Raw genomic sequence first — 15,480 nt, 5'->3', positions numbered from 1 at the left:
ATACATGCTTCCTATTCGAGACCACAACGGCGCATAAGGAGGCAGTATTTTGGGACAGGGTAACCTCGCGGGAACCGGGCGATGAGCCAGCAGGCGGAACTGGTGCGGCGGTTCGCGGAGTGGCAGGCCACGGCCGTCGATCCTTCGCTCTGCCCGGTGCGCGACGTGCTGGATCGCCTCGGCGACAAGTGGACGACGCTGGTGCTGCTCGTGCTGGCCGGCGGCCCGCGGCGGTTCAGCGCCCTCGGCCGGGCCGTGCCCGACATCTCGAAGCGCATGCTGACCCAGACGCTGCGCGAGCTGGAACGCGACGGCTTCGTCACCCGGCACGTCTTCCCGACCAAGCCGCCCAGCGTGGAGTATCGCCTCGACGCGCTCGGGCATTCGATGCTGGAGCCGCTGGCGGCGCTCGTCGCCTGGGCGGAACGCAACCACGCGGCCGTCGCCGCGGCCCGGACCCGCTACGCGGCCTCGGAGGCGGCCGGGCACCGGCCGTGATCGGGCCGACGCCGGGATCTCGGTGCGCGCCGAACCCGGGCGACGCGAGACGCTTCGGTGCCGGGCGTGATCCTTTGCGACGGCGTCTCGGATCCCGGGGGCCCCCGAAGGCCAGGGGCGGCATCGCGCCGCCGGAAGCGACGTGCGGCGGCTCGGCCGTCGACGCGGAACCCGGGGTCGAGCGACAGGCCGCCGCCGACGAACAGCGTCGTCCCCGTCACACAATCCGGATCGCGACGATGGCGCCCCGCTTCGGGCCGGCCGTCCGCCGCGCGGCTGCGCACGGAAACGGCGCAAGGCCCCGCGCCTGCAGGGGACTTGCCCGATGAGATTCACGTCGATCACCGCGTTTTAGTCATCCGGCGACAGGTCCGCGACCGCCGCATCCTTCCGGATGCCCGCGTTCGACCCCAGGACGTCGACCCGGCCGAACGCCGCCGCCGCGCGAACCGCGCGCAGGCTGCCGGCCGGCTCACGCGGACGGCGCCGGCTTTCCGACGCCGGGATATCGCAGGGCGTCCACCAGCACGGCGAAGGCCGGCGAGGCCTGGCGGCGGCTCGGATAGTACAGGTGGTAGCCGGCGAAGGGCGCGCACCAGTCGGCGAGCACCCGCACGAGCCGGCCCGCGGCGATGTCCGCCCGGACGAGGTCGTCGGGCATGCAGGCGACGCCGAGCCCGGCCAGGGCCGCCGTCCTGGCCAGGAACACGCTGCTGAACGCGAGGGGGCCGTCCACCCGGACCCTCAGCTCGCGCCCGCCCTTCTCGAACTCCCAGGCGTAGCGGCCGCCGTAGCTGGCAAGATGCAGGTTGATGCAGGCGTGGGCGGTCAGGTCCTGGGGGGTACGCGGTCGAGGGCGCGCCGCGAAATAGGCGGGCGTCGCGACCACGGCCATGCGCAGGGCGGGCCCGATCCGGACCGCGACCATGTCCTTCTCGACCTGATCCCCCATGCGGATTCCCGCGTCGAAGCGCTCGGAGACGATGTCGGTCAGGGCGTTCTCGGTGATCACGTCGACGGTGATATCCGGGTAGGCCGGCAGGAGCCGTTCCAGAGCCGGCCACAGGATGGAGGCGGCCGCGTGCTCGCCGGACGTGATCCGGATGGTCCCGGCCGGCTTGTCGCGCAGCGCGGTGAGTGCGGACAGGTCGGCCGCGATGCCGTCCAGTTGCGGCCCCACGATCCGCAGCAGGCGTTCGCCGGCCTCGGTCGGCACGACGGCGCGGGTGGTTCGCGCCAGGAGGCGGACGCCGAGGCGCTCCTCCAGCGCCCGGACGGCGCGGCTCAGCACCGGCTGCGTCACGCCGGACCGGGCGGCGGCCCGGGTGAAGCTGCCCTCCCGCGCCACCGCCGCGAAGGCGACGAGGTCGTTCAGGTTCTCCCGCAGCATTCATAACCCCAGGGCATGGCCTCAAGTGGAACCTAGTGCCTAATCGCGGCGCTCGGCAGCCCCTAGATCTCCTGCATGGCCCGGGACGGCGGCCCGACCGAGCCGTCGCCGTCCCGGTCGGGCGACCCCCACCGACGGTGCGGAGACATCATGCAGCCCGTGCGCGAGCCTGGATTGAACCGGAGAGACCTGATGGCAGGAACCACCGCCTGCGCGGCCATGGCGTCGATGCCGCCGGCCGCGAGAGCCGATCCCGGGCCCGGCGACCGCCCTGTCCTGGCGCGGGTGTGGTTCACGATCAACGGCCAGCGGCGCGAGCTCGAGCTCGACACCCGCACCAGCCTGCTCGATGCGGCGCGCGAGCATCTGCACCTGACCGGCTCGAAGAAGGGCTGCGACCACGGCCAGTGCGGCGCCTGCACGATGATCGTCGACGGGCGGCGCATCAACGCCTGCCTGACACTCGCCGTGATGCACCAGGGCGCCGAGATCACCACCATCGAGGGGCTGGGCCAGCCCGACGACCTGCACCCGATGCAGGCCGCCTTCGTCCGCCACGACGGCTACCAGTGCGGCTACTGCACGCCCGGCCAGATCTGCTCGGGCGTGGCCGTGCTCGACGAGATCCGGGCCGGCATCCCCAGCCACGTCACCGCCGACCTCACCGCGCCGACCCGGGTCACCGAGGCCGAGATCCGCGAGCGCATGAGCGGCAACCTGTGCCGCTGCGGCGCCTATTCCAACATCGTCGAGGCGATGAGCGAGGTCGCCGGCCTCGAGACCGGCCGGAGGCCCGCATGAAGTCGTTCACCTACGAGCGCCCGAGCACGCCGGCCGAGGCCGCCGCCGCCGTGGCGCGCACGCCCAACGCCAAGTTCATCGCCGGCGGCACCAACCTGCTCGACCTGATGAAGCTGCAGATCGAGACCCCGACCCACCTCGTCGACGTCAACGGGCTCGGGCTCGACCGGATCGAGGCCACGCCGGAGGGCGGCCTGCGCATCGGCGCGCTGGTGCGCAACACCGACCTCGCCGCCGACGCCCGTGTCCGGAAGGATTACGGCGTGCTGTCGCGCGCGCTGCTGGCCGGCGCCTCGGGGCAGCTGCGCAACAAGGCGACCACCGCCGGCAACCTGCTGCAGCGCACCCGCTGCCCGTACTTCTACGACACCGCGCAGGCCTGCAACAAGCGCCGGCCGGGCTCCGGCTGCTCGGCGCTCGACGGGGTCAGCCGGCAGCTGGCGGTGATCGGCGGAAGCGACGCCTGCATCGCCACCCATCCCGGCGACATGGCGGTGGCGATGCGCGTGCTCGACGCCACCGTCGAGACCATCGACGCAAAGGGCGGTTCCCGGACGATCCCGATCGAGGAGTTCCACCGCCTGCCGGGCGACGCGCCCGAGCGCGACACCACGCTCGCGGCCGGCGCGCTGATCACGGCGGTGACGCTGCCGAAGCCGGTGGCGGGCACGCACCTCTACCGCAAGGTCCGCGACCGGGCGTCGTACGCCTACGCGCTGGTCTCGGTGGCGGCGATCCTGGGCAGGGACGGGTCCGGCCGCGTCGCCTTCGGCGGGGTGGCGCCGAAACCCTGGCGGGTGGAGGCGGCCGAGGCCGACCTGCCGCGGGGGGCCAAGGCGGTGACCGAGCAGGTCTTCGCCGGCGCCGCGCCGACGCACGCGAACGCCTACAAGCTGACGCTCGCCGAGCGGACCCTGTCCGCGGCGCTCAACCAAGCGAGGGCCTAAAGCCATGAAGTTCGATCAGCCCGCCGGCCAAAACCCGATCGACCAGCTCAAGGTCGTCGGAAAGCCGACCGACCGGGTCGAAGGACCGCTCAAGGTCACGGGGACCGCGCCCTACGCCTACGAATGGCACGATCCGCACGCGAACCTCGCCTACGGCTTCATCGTCGGCGCCGGCATCGCCAAGGGCCGGATCGCGACCCTCGACGTGGCGCGCGCGAAGGCCGCCTCGGGCGTCGTCGCCGTCGTCACCCACGAGAATGCCGGGCCGCTCGGCCAGGGCGAGTTCTACGTCCACCGCTTCCTCGCCGCGCTCGTCGTCGACCACTACCACCAGGCCGTCGCGGTCGTCGTCGCCGAGACCTTCGAGCAGGCGCGGGCCGCCGCGGCCCTGGTCCGGGTCACGTATGTCGAGGAGCCGGGCGCCTTCGACCTCGCCGCGCAGGAGGCGACCGCGCCCGTGGCCGAGCAGGGCCCGTTCGGCGGCAAGCCCGAGACCCGCGTCGGCGACTTCGAGGCCGCGTTCGCGCGGGCGCCGGTCCAGCTCGACGCGCGCTACACCACCCCCGACCAGGCCCACGCGATGATGGAGCCGCATGCCACCATCGCCGCCTGGGACGGCGACCGGCTCACCTGCCACACTTCGATCCAGCAGATGAACTGGGGCGTGCGCGACCTCGCCAGGACGCTCGGCATCCCCCGGGACAGGATCCGCCTCGTCTCGCCGTATGTCGGCGGCGGGTTCGGGGGGAAGGGCACCGTCCAGTCCGACCTCGCGCTCGCGGCGGTGGCGGCGCGGGTGGCCGGCCGGCCGGTCAAGCTCGCGCTGCAGCGTGCGATGATGTTCAACACCACCATCCACCGCCCCGCCACGATCCAGCGCATCTGGATCGGCGCGACCCGGGACGGGCGGATCACCGCGATCGGCCACGACAACCTCAACGGCAACCTCGCCGGCGGCCGGACCGAGCCGTCGACGGCGGCGACGCGCGCCTTCTACGCCGGCGCCGACCGGATGACCCGCCAGCGCCTGGCGGTGCTCGACCTCGCCGAGGGCAACGCGATGCGGGCGCCCGGCGAGGCGCCGGGCCTGATGGCCCTCGAGATCGCCATGGACGAGATGGCCGAGAAGCTCGGGATGGACCCGGTCGCGTTCCGGGCGCTCAACGACACCCAGGTCGACCCCGAGCACCCGGAGATCCCGTTCTCGACCCGGCCCTTCGTCGCGTGCCTGCGCCTCGGTGCCGAGCGCTTCGGATGGGAGCGCCGCCAGGCGCAGCCGGCCGGCTTGCGCGACGGGCGCTGGCGCGTCGGGTTCGGCATGGCCGGGGCGATCCGCGCGGCGAAGATCGCCCGGTCCGCCGCCCGCGTGCGCCTCGACGCACGCGGCGTCGTCACGGTCGAGGTCGACATGACCGACATCGGCACCGGCAGCTACACCATCGTCGCGCAGACCGCCGCCGAGATGATGGGCGTCACGCCGGATCGCGTCGTCGCCCGCCTCGGCGATTCCGATTTCCCGGAGACGCCCGGCTCCGGCGGCCAGCAGGGGGCCCCTTCCGTCACCGCGGGCGTCTACGCGGCCTGCGTCAAGCTTCGCGAGGCGGTGGCCCAGCGGCTCGGGTTCAACTCGGCCGACGTCGCCTTCGCCGACGGCGAGGTCCGCTCCGGCAACCGCGCCGTGCCGCTCGAACGGGCGGCGGAGGCCGGCGACCTCGTCGCCGAGGACACCATCGTGTTCGGCGATCTCGCCAAGCGCTTCGCGCAGCAGACCTTCGGCGCGCACTTCGCCGAGGTCGGCGTCGACGCCGACACCGGCGAGATCCGCGTCCGCCGGATGCTGGCGGTGTGCGCGGCCGGGCGCATCATCAACCCCAAGGCCGCGCGCAGCCAGATCATCGGCGGCATGACCATGGGGATCGGCGCCGCCCTGATGGAGGAGATGGTCGTCGACAGGAAGCGCGGCTTCTTCGTGAACCACGATCTCGCCGGCTACGAGGTGCCGGTGCACGCCGACGTGCCCCATCTCGAGGCGGTCTTCCTCGACGAGGTCGACCCGACCATGTCCCCGGTCAAGGCGAAGGGCGTCGGGGAGCTCGGCCATGTCGGCGTCGCCCCGGCGATCGCCAACGCGGTCTACAACGCGACCGGCGTGCGGGTGCGCGACTACCCCATCACCCTCGACAAGCTCCTCGACCGGATGCCGGACTCGGCCTGACGACGCCTCGGGATGCGGGACACGACGATCCGCGCGCCCGGTGTGCGATCGATCCGCCGGCCCGAAGCCTGGCGGCCCTTCGAGAGGCCATCCGCCAGCGGCGCTCCGGTGGCGCCCCCTCGACCGTCCATCGCGAGAACGGTGCGAAGGTCGGCCGGACGCAGGCTTTCGTGCCGGCGGCCTGGGAGCGCGGTGTGCGACCCGGGCCTGTCCGCTCCCGTCAGAGGCTCGGGTGCAGGCCGCGGACCGGGCTCACGCCCTCCAGCAGCGCGGCGGCGTGCAGGATCGTCGCCTCCGCCTGCCAGCTGCCGACCAGCTGCACGCCGATCGGCAGGCCCTCGCGGCTGGTGCCGAACCGCATCGACACCCCCGGCAGGCCGGTGACGTTCAGGGGCACGGTCGCGCCCTGCAGGTAGGTCAGGTCGACGGTCTCGCCGTCGACGACGAGGTCCCGGATGCCGTGCTTGTGCGCCGGCACGGGCAGCACGGGCGTGAGGAGCACGTCGTAATCCCGGAAATAGGCGGCGTAGCCGTCCCGCAGCCGCTCGGCCGCCTGCTCGGCCGCGACGTAGTCCGCCATCGAGGTGTCGGTCAGCGACAGCATCGTCCGCGCCATCCTGTACATCCGATCCTCGTGCCCGGCGGTCGCCTCCCGGAAGGCCGGCTTCATCTCCATGACGTGGAGCTTGTTGAACACGTCGAGGGCGAAGTCGCGTTCCAGGGCCGGGATGCGGACTTCCTGCACCGGGTGTCCCTCGCCCGCGAGCGCGTCCGCCGCCGCCCGGACGGTGGCCGCGACCTCCGTGTCGATCGGCCCGAAGCCCGGCCCGACCATCCAGCCGACGCGGAGCTTGCGGCCCGGTGCGATGCCGGCTCCGGCGTCGAACGGGCCGCCGTGCGAGGCGAAGCCGTCGAGGCCGTCGGGACCGGCCAGCTGCGCGAAGGCGAGCGCGAGGTCGCGGATCGAGCGCGCCATCGGGCCGACGTGCCAGAACCGGCGCGGCGCCCGCGGCCAGATGCCGGTCATCGGCACGCGCCCGTGCGTCGGCTTCAGCGCGACGATGCCGGTCTGCGCGGCCGGGCCGCGCACCGAGATGGCGAGGTCGGTGCCGAGGCCCAAGGGCGACAGGCCCGCCGCGATCGCCGCCGACTCGCCGCCGCTCGATCCGCCGGGCGTGCGGTCGAGGTCCCACGGGTTGTTCGAGCGGCCCGAGAGCAGGTTGTCGCTCTCGATCCAGTAGGAGAACTCCGGCAGGTTGGTCTTGGCGAGCAGGATGCCGCCGGCGCTCTTCATGCGGGCGACGCTGGTGGCATCGGCGTCCGGCCGGCGGCCCGCGAAGATCGGCGAGCCGCGCTGGGTGAGGACGCCTGCCGTGTCGATCGAATCCTTCACGGTGAAGGGCACGCCGTGCAGCGGCCCGAGCTCCTTGTCGGCCATGACCGCCGCCTCGGCTTCCCGCGCGGCGGCGAGCGCGCCCTCCGCGAGGGTGACGATGGCGTTGACCTTGGGGTCGACCGCCGCGATGCGGTCGAGATGGGCCTGCACGACCTCGACCGGCGAGACCTGGCGGGTGCGGATCAGCGCGGCGAGGCCGGTCGCGTCCGAGAAGACGATGTCGGTGGTCATGATCTGAGAGCCTTCGCGATCGCCGATGCGGGCATGGTGCCTCGGCCGGGTCATGGGGAGGGCCGTGCGGTGCGCCGGCCGTGCGATGGTCGGGGGCGGGCGCCGCGGGGGACGCCCGACCCGTCAGCGGTTCGCGAGGCGTGCGACGAGCGTTTCGGCGGCAGGACCCGAGGAGGCGGGGTTCTGGCCGGTGACGAGCAGGCCGTCGGTGACGACGAAGGGGGCCCAGTCGGCACCCTTGGCGTAGAGGCCGCCGTTGCGGGCGAGCTCGTCCTCGACCAGGAACGGAACCACCCGGGTGAGGCCGACCGCCTCCTCCTCGGTGTTCGCGAAGCCGGTGACGTTGCGGCCCGCGACCAGGGGCGTCCCGTCGCCGGCCTTGGCATGGCGCAGCACGCCGGGGGCATGGCAGACCAGGGCCACGGGCTTGCCGGCCGCCAGCGTGGTCTCGATCAGCCGGATCGAGGCCGGGTCCTCGGCGAGGTCCCAGAGGGGGCCGTGCCCGCCGGGATAGAACACGGCGTCGAAGCCGTCGTGGCCGACGCCGACGAGCCGGCCGGTCTCGGCCAGCACCGCCATCGCCGTTGCGTCCGCTTCGAAGCGGCGCGTCGTGTCGGTCTGGAAGCTCGGCTCGGCGCTCTTCGGATCGAGCGGCGGCCGGCCGCCCTTGGGCGACACCAGCACCACCTCCGCGCCCGCATCCTTGAACACGTAGTAGGGGGCGGCAAGCTCCTCCAGCCAGAAGCCGGTCTTGCGGCCGGTGTCGCCGAGCTGGTCGTGCGAGGTCAGGACCATCAGGATCTTCATGTCGTTCTCCGGATCGTTGGCTTGGGTGAGGGGAGGTTGGGCGAGGGGAGGTTGGGCGAGTGAAGGTGGGGTGCGAGGACGTCCTCGAGGGGGACTCCCCGCGCGGGGGGCGGCATGGGGCGGGCCGGCGCTACCGCACCTTGGCGGCGCGTTCCGCGGCCGGGTCGCGGGCCGGGGCCGCCTGCGCGGGGCGGAGTTCCGCATTCGTGCCGCGGACCTCCTCGAACCGGGCCATGCGGACGGCGCCGATGGTCTCCAGGGTGATCCGCTCCTGCGCCGTCGCGTCCGTGGTGGCGCCCGGGAGGGCCGTCAGGGCGGCGGCTGCGAGGAGGGCGGCGGCCAGCGTCTTGGTGTGGTGAGGCATCGGTTTTCTCCTTCCGGTTCGCGTTCCCCCCGCCGGCCCAGGGGAATGATGAGGATCTGAGTAGACCGGTCGTCTTGGTTTTGCGCAGCCATGCGTGCCGTTGCCGGCGCCGAGGGGATGATCAGTGCGATGCGAGGCCGAGGATTCGCCGCGTCGTGCCCAGGGCGGCCTCGAACGGGGCGTCGGTCCGCACGATCTTCGCCATCAGGCTGGCGCCGAGCCAGACGTGATACAGGTCCTCGGCGGTCGTGTGCGGCTCGCTCGCGATCGTGAGCGAGCCCTCCGCCACGCCGGCCGCGATCGCTCGCGACAGGCGTTCGATGATCCCGACGGTGCCTGCCTTCAGGGCGAGGCGCATGGCCTCGGAAAGGTCCGAGACCTCCGCCGCGAGCTTCACCGCCAGGCACCTGCGCCGGTCGTCGATGCCCCCTTGCGTCGCCTGCCACTTCCGCCAGTAGGTCATCAGGCGGTCGGCCTGGCTCAGGCTCGGCTCGGCCAGCATCGCGTCGAGCTCGGCGAGGTAGGTGTCGAAGTAGTCCTCCAGAAGCGCCTCGCCGAACGCCTCCTTCGAGCCGAAGTAGTGGTAGAACGATCCCTTCGGCACGCCGGCCGAAGCGAGGATCTCGTTGAGCCCGACCCCGGAGAACCCCTTGGCGCCCACGAGGCCGTAGGCGGTGTCGAGGATGCCCTGGCGGGTGTCGGTCTGTGCGGTGACGCGTGCCATGACCGGGAGATAGCTCGGATTAGACCGGTCGTCTAGTAGAGCCGAAAAGATTTTTCCCGGCAGGGGACGCGGCGGGCGAGACGAAGTTCGGGGCGAGCGTTCGAGGCGGGGGCCGGAAGCGTTCCGGCATCGGCTGGAGCAGGCCCGTTCGCTCCGCCGCCAAGCGAAGGTGGCCGCGCTGACCCTTCGGCAGAAGGCGGAGCGGGCTCGCAGGCACGCCGTCTCCCCTCCGGAACCGCGACCGCGGCGTACGGACCGGTCGTTGCCTGACGTCAGAACCGCCGCGCCCGCCGACGCTCCATCCCCGTCCCGACCGCCCGCATTCGAGCAGGGTTCGGCCGGCCGGATATTGCCTTCCGCCATGCGCGATCGGACTTGGCGCGCCGAGGATTCCGATCGCACCCGGATTAGGAGGTTTTCGTCGGGTGCGGTATCAGAGTTCGCGGCTTCGAACTCTTCGGAGCGGCCATCGCCATGCCGGAGTGCTCCGCAGCTCCTCGTCTTGACGACCTTGAGACGGACATCAGGAGCGTATTCGATGATCGGTGACGGCAGGCCTCTCGCCATCCTCATCGCGGAGGCGGACCAGCTCGTCCGCATGGTCACCGCCGACATGCTGACCGATCTCGGCTACCGGGCCATCGAGGTCGGCACCGCCGCCGAGGCGCTGGCGGTGCTCCAGGGACCGGACACCGTCCGCATGCTGATCACGGGGCGCAGCATCGTCGGCGACGGCGTCGCCCTCGTCCATCTCGTCCACCACCGCTGGCCCGGCGTCGGCATCATCGTCACCTCGGGCGCGGGCGCGGATCTTCGCAGCGCGCTGCCGCCGGGGACGCGCCTGCTCAGCAAGCCGTACAAGTTCGCCGACCTCATCCAGGAGGTCGAAGCCGGCCTGGGGCAGGTGCGGGACGAGCCCGCGACCGCGCCCGTGCTGCCGAGCGGCGTGCCGCCCCACCGGGGATTGGAGATGGGCAACGGCGTGGGCGCCCTCGCCGCCCCCTCGACCGAGCCGGACAAGTCCTAGCCGCCGCCCGCGGGATGCCCGGTCCGGATCGCCCGCCGCAGCGAAATTTCCCACGGCAGCCCCGTGCGCGGCCCGAACAGGATGCCCGTGAGGGCAGCCCGGTGCTCGATCGGACGACGCCCGCCCTGCAGCCAACGGAATGCGCGGTTCGCCGCCGGAACGCCGGCATAGGCGGCCGTCTCGATGCCAAGGTGGCGCACCGTGCTCACCGGCTTCGTGCGACGCGACATCGATCATCGTCGGGTCGCCGATGCGGTCGATGGCCTGATGCTGAGCGGCGACCCCGGCTTGCGCGGCGGCGGCGGTCGTGACCTGATGACCAGCCGGGTGATGCGCGCTCGGCCCCTGGTCGCGGAGCGGACATGCAGGCGTCACCCACTCCCTCCGCGGGCGTCGCCGATCAGTCGCGCCGCGCCGCGGTCGCCGCCTTCATCGGCACGACCATCGAGTGGTACGACTTCTTCATCTACGGCGTCGCCGCTGCGCTGGTGTTCGGCCCGCTGTTCTTCGCGGGCGAGACCCCGTTCCTCGGCACGCTGTCCGCGTTCGGCGCCTTCGCGGTCGGCTTCCTGGCGCGGCCGGCCGGCGGCCTCATCTTCGGCCACCTCGGCGACCGCTTCGGGCGCAAGCGCGCACTCATCGCCACGCTCGTCATGATGGGGCTGGCCACCAGCGCGATCGGGCTGCTGCCGACCTACGCCTCGGCCGGCATCTGGGCTCCGGTTGCCCTGGTGCTGCTGCGCCTCTTCCAGGGCATCGCGGTCGGCGGCGAGTGGGGCGGCGCCGTGCTGCTCGCCGCCGAGCACGCCCCCCGCGGTCGCAGCACGTACTTCGCCTCCTTCGCCCAGCTCGGCAGCCCGGCCGGGCAGATCCTCTCGCTGCTGGCGTTCCGCCTGGCCGGGCTGATGGACAAGGAGGCGTTCCTCGCCTGGGGCTGGCGCCTGCCGTTCCTCGCCAGCGTCGTGCTCCTGGCGGTGGGGTTCGTCATCCGGCTCGGCGTCGCGGAATCGCCGGCGTTCCAGGCCGCGCAGGCGGCCGATCGGGAGGCGCTCGCCCGGGCGGCGCCGATCCCGGAGGTGCTGCGCACGCAGCGCGGCCCGCTGCTGATGGCGATCGCCGCCAACACCTTCGCCATCGCCTCGGTGTATCTCTACCAGGTGTTCCTGATCACCTACGCCGTGCAGTACCTGCATATCGAGCGCGCGGTGATCCTCGACGCCCTGCTGATCACCGCCGGGGTGCAGTTCGTCGTCCAGCCGGTGGCCGCGCGCGTGGCCGAGCGGCTCGGCGACGAGAGCCGCTTCCTCCAGCTCTCGCTCCTTTGGTGCATCGTCACGCCCTACCCGCTGTTCCTGCTGCTGGAGACGCGCTCGTTCGCCGCGATCACGCTGGGCCTGTGCCTGATCCAGCTCGGTATCGCGAGCTTCTACGCGGTGGTGGCCGGCTATGTCGCCGGCGCCTTCCCGACCCGGGTGCGCTACACCGCCATCTCGATCGGCTACCAGTTCAGCGGCGCGGTGGCGGGGGGCCTGACGCCGATCGTCGGCACGGTGCTGGCGGAAGCCTCGGGTGGGGCGTGGCTGCCGATCGCGCTGTTCGGCACGACGCTCGCGGGCATCTCGCTTCTCGGCATCACGCTGCTGCGGCCGCATGTCCGGGCGCTGCGTCGCTGGGGCGAGGATGAGGCGGCGGCCTGATCGCGGCTTGCCGGTCCCCGTTTCGCTTCGCCGCATCGCTCGTTCCGCAGGACCGCCACCGTGATCGTGGGCGATACGTCATGTCGTCCGGCGGCAGGCCGGCCGGCGTCGCGGGCGAGGGCGCCGGCGACCCGTGAGATCCATCGCGGGGGACTCGCCTCGATCCGGCCGGAAGGGGGCCGGCCATCCGAGCCTCGCTGTTGTCGCAGCCGGGCTCTTCGGGATGGCGGCAGGACGCCTGCGGTCAGCCTCCGAGCGCGGCGGCGCCGCGATAGGCTTGTGCGGCGTGGCGGGCGGGCAGGCGGTCGCCCTGGCCGAACAGCTTGTTTCTGAGCGAGCCCGGCGCGTAGGTGGTCTTGTACAGGCCGCGGTCCTGGAGCTCGGGGATCACGAGGTCGATGAAATCCGAGAAGCTTTCCGGCACGACGAGACGGCTGAGGTTGAACCCGTCCACCTCGCCCTCCTCGACCCAGGATTGCAGCTCGTCGGCGATGGACGCGGCGTCGCCGGTCAGCACCGCGTAGCGGCCGCCGAGGCCCATTTCCGAGAGCAGGTCGCGCTTGGTCAGCCCGCGCTTGGCCGCCGCGGCGGTGGCCGACTGGATCGCGTTGCCCGGGGCGTAGGGGATCGGCTCGTCGAGGCCGTAGCGGGCGAAATCGATGCCGGTGGAGGCGGAGAAGTGGGCGAGCCCGGCTTCGGAGCTGGCGTAGCGCATGTACTCGGCGCGCTTGTCCTCCGCCTCGGCACGGGTGCGGCCGGGGATGGCGGCGATGCCGATGAACACCTTCACGTCCTGCGGGTCGCGCCCGGCAGCGGCGGCCTCGGCGCGGATCGCGCGGACCGAATCGCGGGCCGACGTCTTGTCGCGCGCCGAGATGAACACGCACTCGGCGTGCCGTCCGGCGAAGGCCCGGCCGCGGCCGGAGGCGCCCGCCTGGTAGAGCACGGGCGTCCGCTGGGGCGAGGGTTCGCACAGGTGGTAGCCGTCGACCGCCAGAAACTCGCCGCGATGGGAGACCGGCCGGATCAGCGCCGGATCGCTGAACACCCGCGCCTCGCGGTCCCAGCGCACCGCCGCGTCGTCCCAGCTTCCTTCCCAAAGCTTGTAGAGCACCTCGAGATACTCGTCGGCGTAATCGTAGCGCCTGTCGTGCGCCGGAAGCGCCTCGCCCCGGCCGCGATGGGCGCTCTCGAGGTAGCCGGTGACGATGTTCCAGCCGACCCGCCCGCCGGTGAGATGGTCCAGCGTCGAGAGGCGCCGGGCGAAGGTGTAGGGCGCCTCCGCGAAGACGTTGAGCGTGATGCCGAAGCCGAGATGCTCCGTCACCGCGGCCATGGCCGGAACGATCAGCGTCGGGTCGTTCACCGGCAGCTGCACGGCTTCCCGCGCCGTCACGTCGATGCCGCCGCCGTAGATGTCGTAGACGCCGAGGATGTCGGCGATGAACAGCCCGTCGAACAGGCCGCGCTCCAGAAGCTTCGCCTGGTCCGTCCAGTAGCGCAGGGTGTTGTACGCGGCCGAGCGGTCGCGCGGGTGGGTCCACAGGCCGTGGTTGATGTGGCCGACGCAGTTCATGTTGAACGCGTTGAGCCGGATCTGCTTTCGGCCGTCGCTCATCGCGCCCGGAGCCTCCGCACGACGCTGTCGCCCGTGAATTGCACGAGGCAGACGAGAACGATCAGGATCGCGATCACCACCGACATCACGGTCGTGTCGAAGCGCTGGTAGCCGTAGCGGATCGCCACGTCGCCGAGCCCGCCCGCGCCGACCGCACCGGCCACGGCCGAGGCGCCGATCATCGACACGACGGTGATGGTGAAGCCGCCGACGATCCCCGGCAGGGCTTCGGGCAGCAGCACGTGGAGCAGGATGTGGCGACGGCGGCAGCCGATGGACTGGGCCGCCTCGACCAGCCCGGGATCGACCTCCCGCAGCGAGACCTCGGCGATCCGCGCGAAGAACGGCGTCGCGCTCACCGCCAGCGGCACGATGGCGGCCCAGACGCCGATCGTGGTTCCGACGACGAGCCGGGTGAACGGGATCAGCGCGACCAGCAGCACGATGAAGGGCACGGCGCGGAAGCCGTTCACGACGAGGCCGACCAAGCGGTTCGCCCGCGGCGCCGGGAAGATGCCGCCCGGCCCGGAGGTGACGAGGAACAGCGCGAGCGGGATGCCGGCGACCACCGCGATCCCCGCCGAGACCCCCACCATGAACATCGTGTCGAACGCCGCCTGCCAGAGGCGGTCAATCATCTGCGGCGACATAGCCGATCCCCTCGACGGTTTCCCCGATGGCCCTCAGCCGGGCCTCCGCCTGCATCCCCTCGGCGGCGATCAGCAGGCGGCCGACGGCATGCCCCTGGATGCGCTCGACGCCCGCCTGCAGAAGCCGCACCGATCCCCCCGTCGCCGCGACGAGGGCCGACAGGTCGGGCGCGGACCGCCCGGCATAGGTGATCCGCAGCACGGCCTGCGCGCCCGGCGCGGGATGCGACAGGAGCCGCTGCGCCAGGTCGTCCGGCACGTCGCGGGTGAGGGGCGCCAGCAGCGCCCGGGTCGCCGGGTGCTCGGGCGCGCCGAACACGCGCCAGACCGGGCCGGATTCGGCGATCCGCCCGGCTTCCAGCACGACGACGTCGGTGCAGATCTCGCGGATCACGCTCATCTCGTGGGTAATGAGGATAATGGTCAGGCCGAGCCGCCGGTTGATGTCCCGCAGCAGGCCGAGGATCGACAGGGTGGTCTCCGGGTCCAGCGCCGAGGTCGCCTCGTCGCAGAGCAGGATCTCGGGGTCGCTGACCAGGGCGCGGGCGATGCCGACGCGCTGCTTCTGCCCGCCCGAGAGGCGCGACGGATAGGTCTCGGCCTTGCCCTCCAGGCCGACGAGGCGCAGCGCCTCCGCGACCCGCCGGTCGACCTCCGCCCTGCCGATGCCGGCCACCTTGAGCGGTAGGGCCACGTTCTGCCGGACGGTCTTGGCCGACAGGAGGTTGAAGTGCTGGAAGATCATGCCGATGCGGCGGCGCAGGGCCACGAGACCGTCCGTGCGCAGGGCCTCGATGGGCTCGCCGTCGACCAGCACGCGGCCCGATGTGGGCTCCTCCAGCCGGTTGACGGTCCGGAGCAGGGTCGACTTGCCGGCACCCGAGCGGCCGATGATGCCGAAGATCGCGCCGGACGAGACGTCGAGGCTGACGTCGTCGAGGGCGCGGACCTCGCCGCCCGCGGAGCGATAGGTCTTCGCGACGTTCTCGAACCGCACCGTGCCGACGCCGCGCGGGCCCGTTTCCGTCCGGGCCACCGGGACCGCGTTTGCGCCCGTCGCCTTCGGCGCGGCCGGATCGATCGATCCGAGACTGTCCAAAGCCAAGCTCGCCATC

The 15,480-nt window shown here is 72.4% G+C and carries 14 protein-coding genes and 1 pseudogene; 6 read left to right on the top strand and 9 right to left on the bottom strand.

Translation table 11 applies throughout. The features are described from left to right. Window positions 1–81 precede the first annotated feature (81 nt). A complete protein-coding gene (locus tag ACFZ8E_RS24465; protein WP_147843237.1) occupies window positions 82–498 on the top strand; it encodes a helix-turn-helix domain-containing protein in 417 nt (138 codons plus the stop codon). Between the two features lie 472 nt (window positions 499–970). Here ACFZ8E_RS24465 and ACFZ8E_RS24460 read toward each other — a convergent pair whose 3' ends face one another. Then, window positions 971–1,888: a LysR family transcriptional regulator gene (locus ACFZ8E_RS24460; protein WP_147859856.1), complete on the bottom strand. Its 918-nt coding sequence runs from the start codon at window positions 1,886–1,888 to the stop codon at window positions 971–973. Window positions 1,889–2,080: 192 nt separating this feature from the next. Between ACFZ8E_RS24460 and paoA the strand changes: the two genes are divergently transcribed. The 3 genes from paoA to paoC are packed head-to-tail and all read left to right on the top strand — an operon-like array spanning window position 2,081 to window position 5,851. Beyond that, window positions 2,081–2,689: an aldehyde dehydrogenase iron-sulfur subunit PaoA gene (gene paoA, locus ACFZ8E_RS24455; protein ID WP_405044036.1), complete on the top strand. Its 609-nt coding sequence runs from the start codon at window positions 2,081–2,083 to the stop codon at window positions 2,687–2,689. Continuing rightward, window positions 2,686–3,636 (top strand): FAD binding domain-containing protein, encoded by a 951-nt coding sequence (locus ACFZ8E_RS24450; RefSeq protein WP_405042154.1) that lies wholly within the window; start codon window positions 2,686–2,688, stop codon window positions 3,634–3,636. The genes paoA and ACFZ8E_RS24450 overlap by 4 nt, the downstream gene beginning before the upstream one ends. 4 nt (window positions 3,637–3,640) lie before the next feature. Further along, entirely contained in the window at window positions 3,641–5,851 is a 2,211-nt protein-coding gene (paoC, locus tag ACFZ8E_RS24445) for an aldehyde oxidoreductase molybdenum-binding subunit PaoC (protein ID WP_405044035.1), read from the top strand. Window positions 5,852–6,071: 220 nt separating this feature from the next. Here paoC and ACFZ8E_RS24440 read toward each other — a convergent pair whose 3' ends face one another. The 4 genes from ACFZ8E_RS24440 to ACFZ8E_RS24425 all read right to left on the bottom strand — a co-directional run bounded on the left by ACFZ8E_RS24440 (window position 6,072) and on the right by ACFZ8E_RS24425 (window position 9,373). Then, on the bottom strand, window positions 6,072–7,478 hold the full coding sequence (locus ACFZ8E_RS24440) for an amidase (RefSeq protein WP_405044034.1): 1,407 nt from the start codon (window positions 7,476–7,478) through the stop codon (window positions 6,072–6,074). A gap of 123 nt (window positions 7,479–7,601) precedes the next feature. Next, window positions 7,602–8,285, bottom strand: coding sequence for a type 1 glutamine amidotransferase domain-containing protein (locus ACFZ8E_RS24435; protein WP_147725704.1), 684 nt, complete (start codon window positions 8,283–8,285; stop codon window positions 7,602–7,604). Between the two features lie 130 nt (window positions 8,286–8,415). Next, window positions 8,416–8,649 (bottom strand): hypothetical protein, encoded by a 234-nt coding sequence (locus ACFZ8E_RS24430; protein WP_405044033.1) that lies wholly within the window; start codon window positions 8,647–8,649, stop codon window positions 8,416–8,418. A gap of 121 nt (window positions 8,650–8,770) precedes the next feature. Next, complete coding sequence (locus ACFZ8E_RS24425; RefSeq protein ID WP_405044032.1) at window positions 8,771–9,373, bottom strand: TetR/AcrR family transcriptional regulator; 603 nt, start codon at window positions 9,371–9,373, stop codon at window positions 8,771–8,773. Window positions 9,374–9,911: 538 nt separating this feature from the next. Between ACFZ8E_RS24425 and ACFZ8E_RS24420 the strand changes: the two genes are divergently transcribed. Next, a complete protein-coding gene (locus ACFZ8E_RS24420; RefSeq protein WP_187274927.1) occupies window positions 9,912–10,400 on the top strand; it encodes a response regulator in 489 nt (162 codons plus the stop codon). Between the two features lie 44 nt (window positions 10,401–10,444). Here the strand turns inward: ACFZ8E_RS24420 and ACFZ8E_RS24415 are convergent. After that, window positions 10,445–10,528: pseudogene (locus ACFZ8E_RS24415) on the bottom strand (IS5/IS1182 family transposase); the annotation flags it as partial. A 234-nt stretch (window positions 10,529–10,762) separates the two neighbouring features. On the opposite strand from ACFZ8E_RS24415, the gene ACFZ8E_RS24410 reads away from it, so the two are divergent. After that, entirely contained in the window at window positions 10,763–12,097 is a 1,335-nt protein-coding gene (locus ACFZ8E_RS24410) for an MFS transporter (protein WP_243950172.1), read from the top strand. A 244-nt stretch (window positions 12,098–12,341) separates the two neighbouring features. Here the strand turns inward: ACFZ8E_RS24410 and ACFZ8E_RS24405 are convergent, their stop codons facing one another. The 3 genes from ACFZ8E_RS24405 to ACFZ8E_RS24395 are packed head-to-tail and all read right to left on the bottom strand — an operon-like array spanning window position 12,342 to window position 15,479. After that, window positions 12,342–13,715 (bottom strand): LLM class flavin-dependent oxidoreductase, encoded by a 1,374-nt coding sequence (locus ACFZ8E_RS24405; RefSeq protein ID WP_405044031.1) that lies wholly within the window; start codon window positions 13,713–13,715, stop codon window positions 12,342–12,344. Next, complete coding sequence (locus ACFZ8E_RS24400; protein ID WP_243935124.1) at window positions 13,712–14,365, bottom strand: methionine ABC transporter permease; 654 nt, start codon at window positions 14,363–14,365, stop codon at window positions 13,712–13,714. The genes ACFZ8E_RS24405 and ACFZ8E_RS24400 overlap by 4 nt, the downstream gene beginning before the upstream one ends. Then, window positions 14,346–15,479, bottom strand: coding sequence for a methionine ABC transporter ATP-binding protein (locus ACFZ8E_RS24395; protein ID WP_405044445.1), 1,134 nt, complete (start codon window positions 15,477–15,479; stop codon window positions 14,346–14,348). Before ACFZ8E_RS24395 ends, ACFZ8E_RS24400 begins: the two co-directional genes overlap by 20 nt. Between the last annotated feature and the right edge of the window lies 1 nt (window position 15,480).

The sequence above is a fragment of the Methylobacterium sp. HMF5984 genome, assembly GCF_045033435.1.
In the GTDB taxonomy this organism is placed as follows: domain Bacteria; phylum Pseudomonadota; class Alphaproteobacteria; order Rhizobiales; family Beijerinckiaceae; genus Methylobacterium.
The sequence above is the reverse complement of the archived record's forward strand: the minus strand, read 5'-3'. Positions and strand labels throughout refer to the sequence as shown.

Bases quoted from the DNA above. Each gene is read 5' to 3' on its own strand.
- ACFZ8E_RS24465 (WP_147843237.1), top strand. From the start codon at position 82: ATGAGCCAGCAGGCGGAACTGGTGCGGCGGTTCGCGGAGTGGCAGGCC.
- ACFZ8E_RS24460 (WP_147859856.1), bottom strand. From the start codon at position 1,888: ATGCTGCGGGAGAACCTGAACGACCTCGTCGCCTTCGCGGCGGTGGCG.
- paoA (WP_405044036.1), top strand. From the start codon at position 2,081: ATGGCAGGAACCACCGCCTGCGCGGCCATGGCGTCGATGCCGCCGGCC.
- ACFZ8E_RS24450 (WP_405042154.1), top strand. From the start codon at position 2,686: ATGAAGTCGTTCACCTACGAGCGCCCGAGCACGCCGGCCGAGGCCGCC.
- paoC (WP_405044035.1), top strand. From the start codon at position 3,641: ATGAAGTTCGATCAGCCCGCCGGCCAAAACCCGATCGACCAGCTCAAG.
- ACFZ8E_RS24440 (WP_405044034.1), bottom strand. From the start codon at position 7,478: ATGACCACCGACATCGTCTTCTCGGACGCGACCGGCCTCGCCGCGCTG.
- ACFZ8E_RS24435 (WP_147725704.1), bottom strand. From the start codon at position 8,285: ATGAAGATCCTGATGGTCCTGACCTCGCACGACCAGCTCGGCGACACC.
- ACFZ8E_RS24430 (WP_405044033.1), bottom strand. From the start codon at position 8,649: ATGCCTCACCACACCAAGACGCTGGCCGCCGCCCTCCTCGCAGCCGCC.
- ACFZ8E_RS24425 (WP_405044032.1), bottom strand. From the start codon at position 9,373: ATGGCACGCGTCACCGCACAGACCGACACCCGCCAGGGCATCCTCGAC.
- ACFZ8E_RS24420 (WP_187274927.1), top strand. From the start codon at position 9,912: ATGATCGGTGACGGCAGGCCTCTCGCCATCCTCATCGCGGAGGCGGAC.
- ACFZ8E_RS24410 (WP_243950172.1), top strand. From the start codon at position 10,763: ATGCAGGCGTCACCCACTCCCTCCGCGGGCGTCGCCGATCAGTCGCGC.
- ACFZ8E_RS24405 (WP_405044031.1), bottom strand. From the start codon at position 13,715: ATGAGCGACGGCCGAAAGCAGATCCGGCTCAACGCGTTCAACATGAAC.
- ACFZ8E_RS24400 (WP_243935124.1), bottom strand. From the start codon at position 14,365: ATGTCGCCGCAGATGATTGACCGCCTCTGGCAGGCGGCGTTCGACACG.
- ACFZ8E_RS24395 (WP_405044445.1), bottom strand. From the start codon at position 15,479: ATGGCGAGCTTGGCTTTGGACAGTCTCGGATCGATCGATCCGGCCGCG.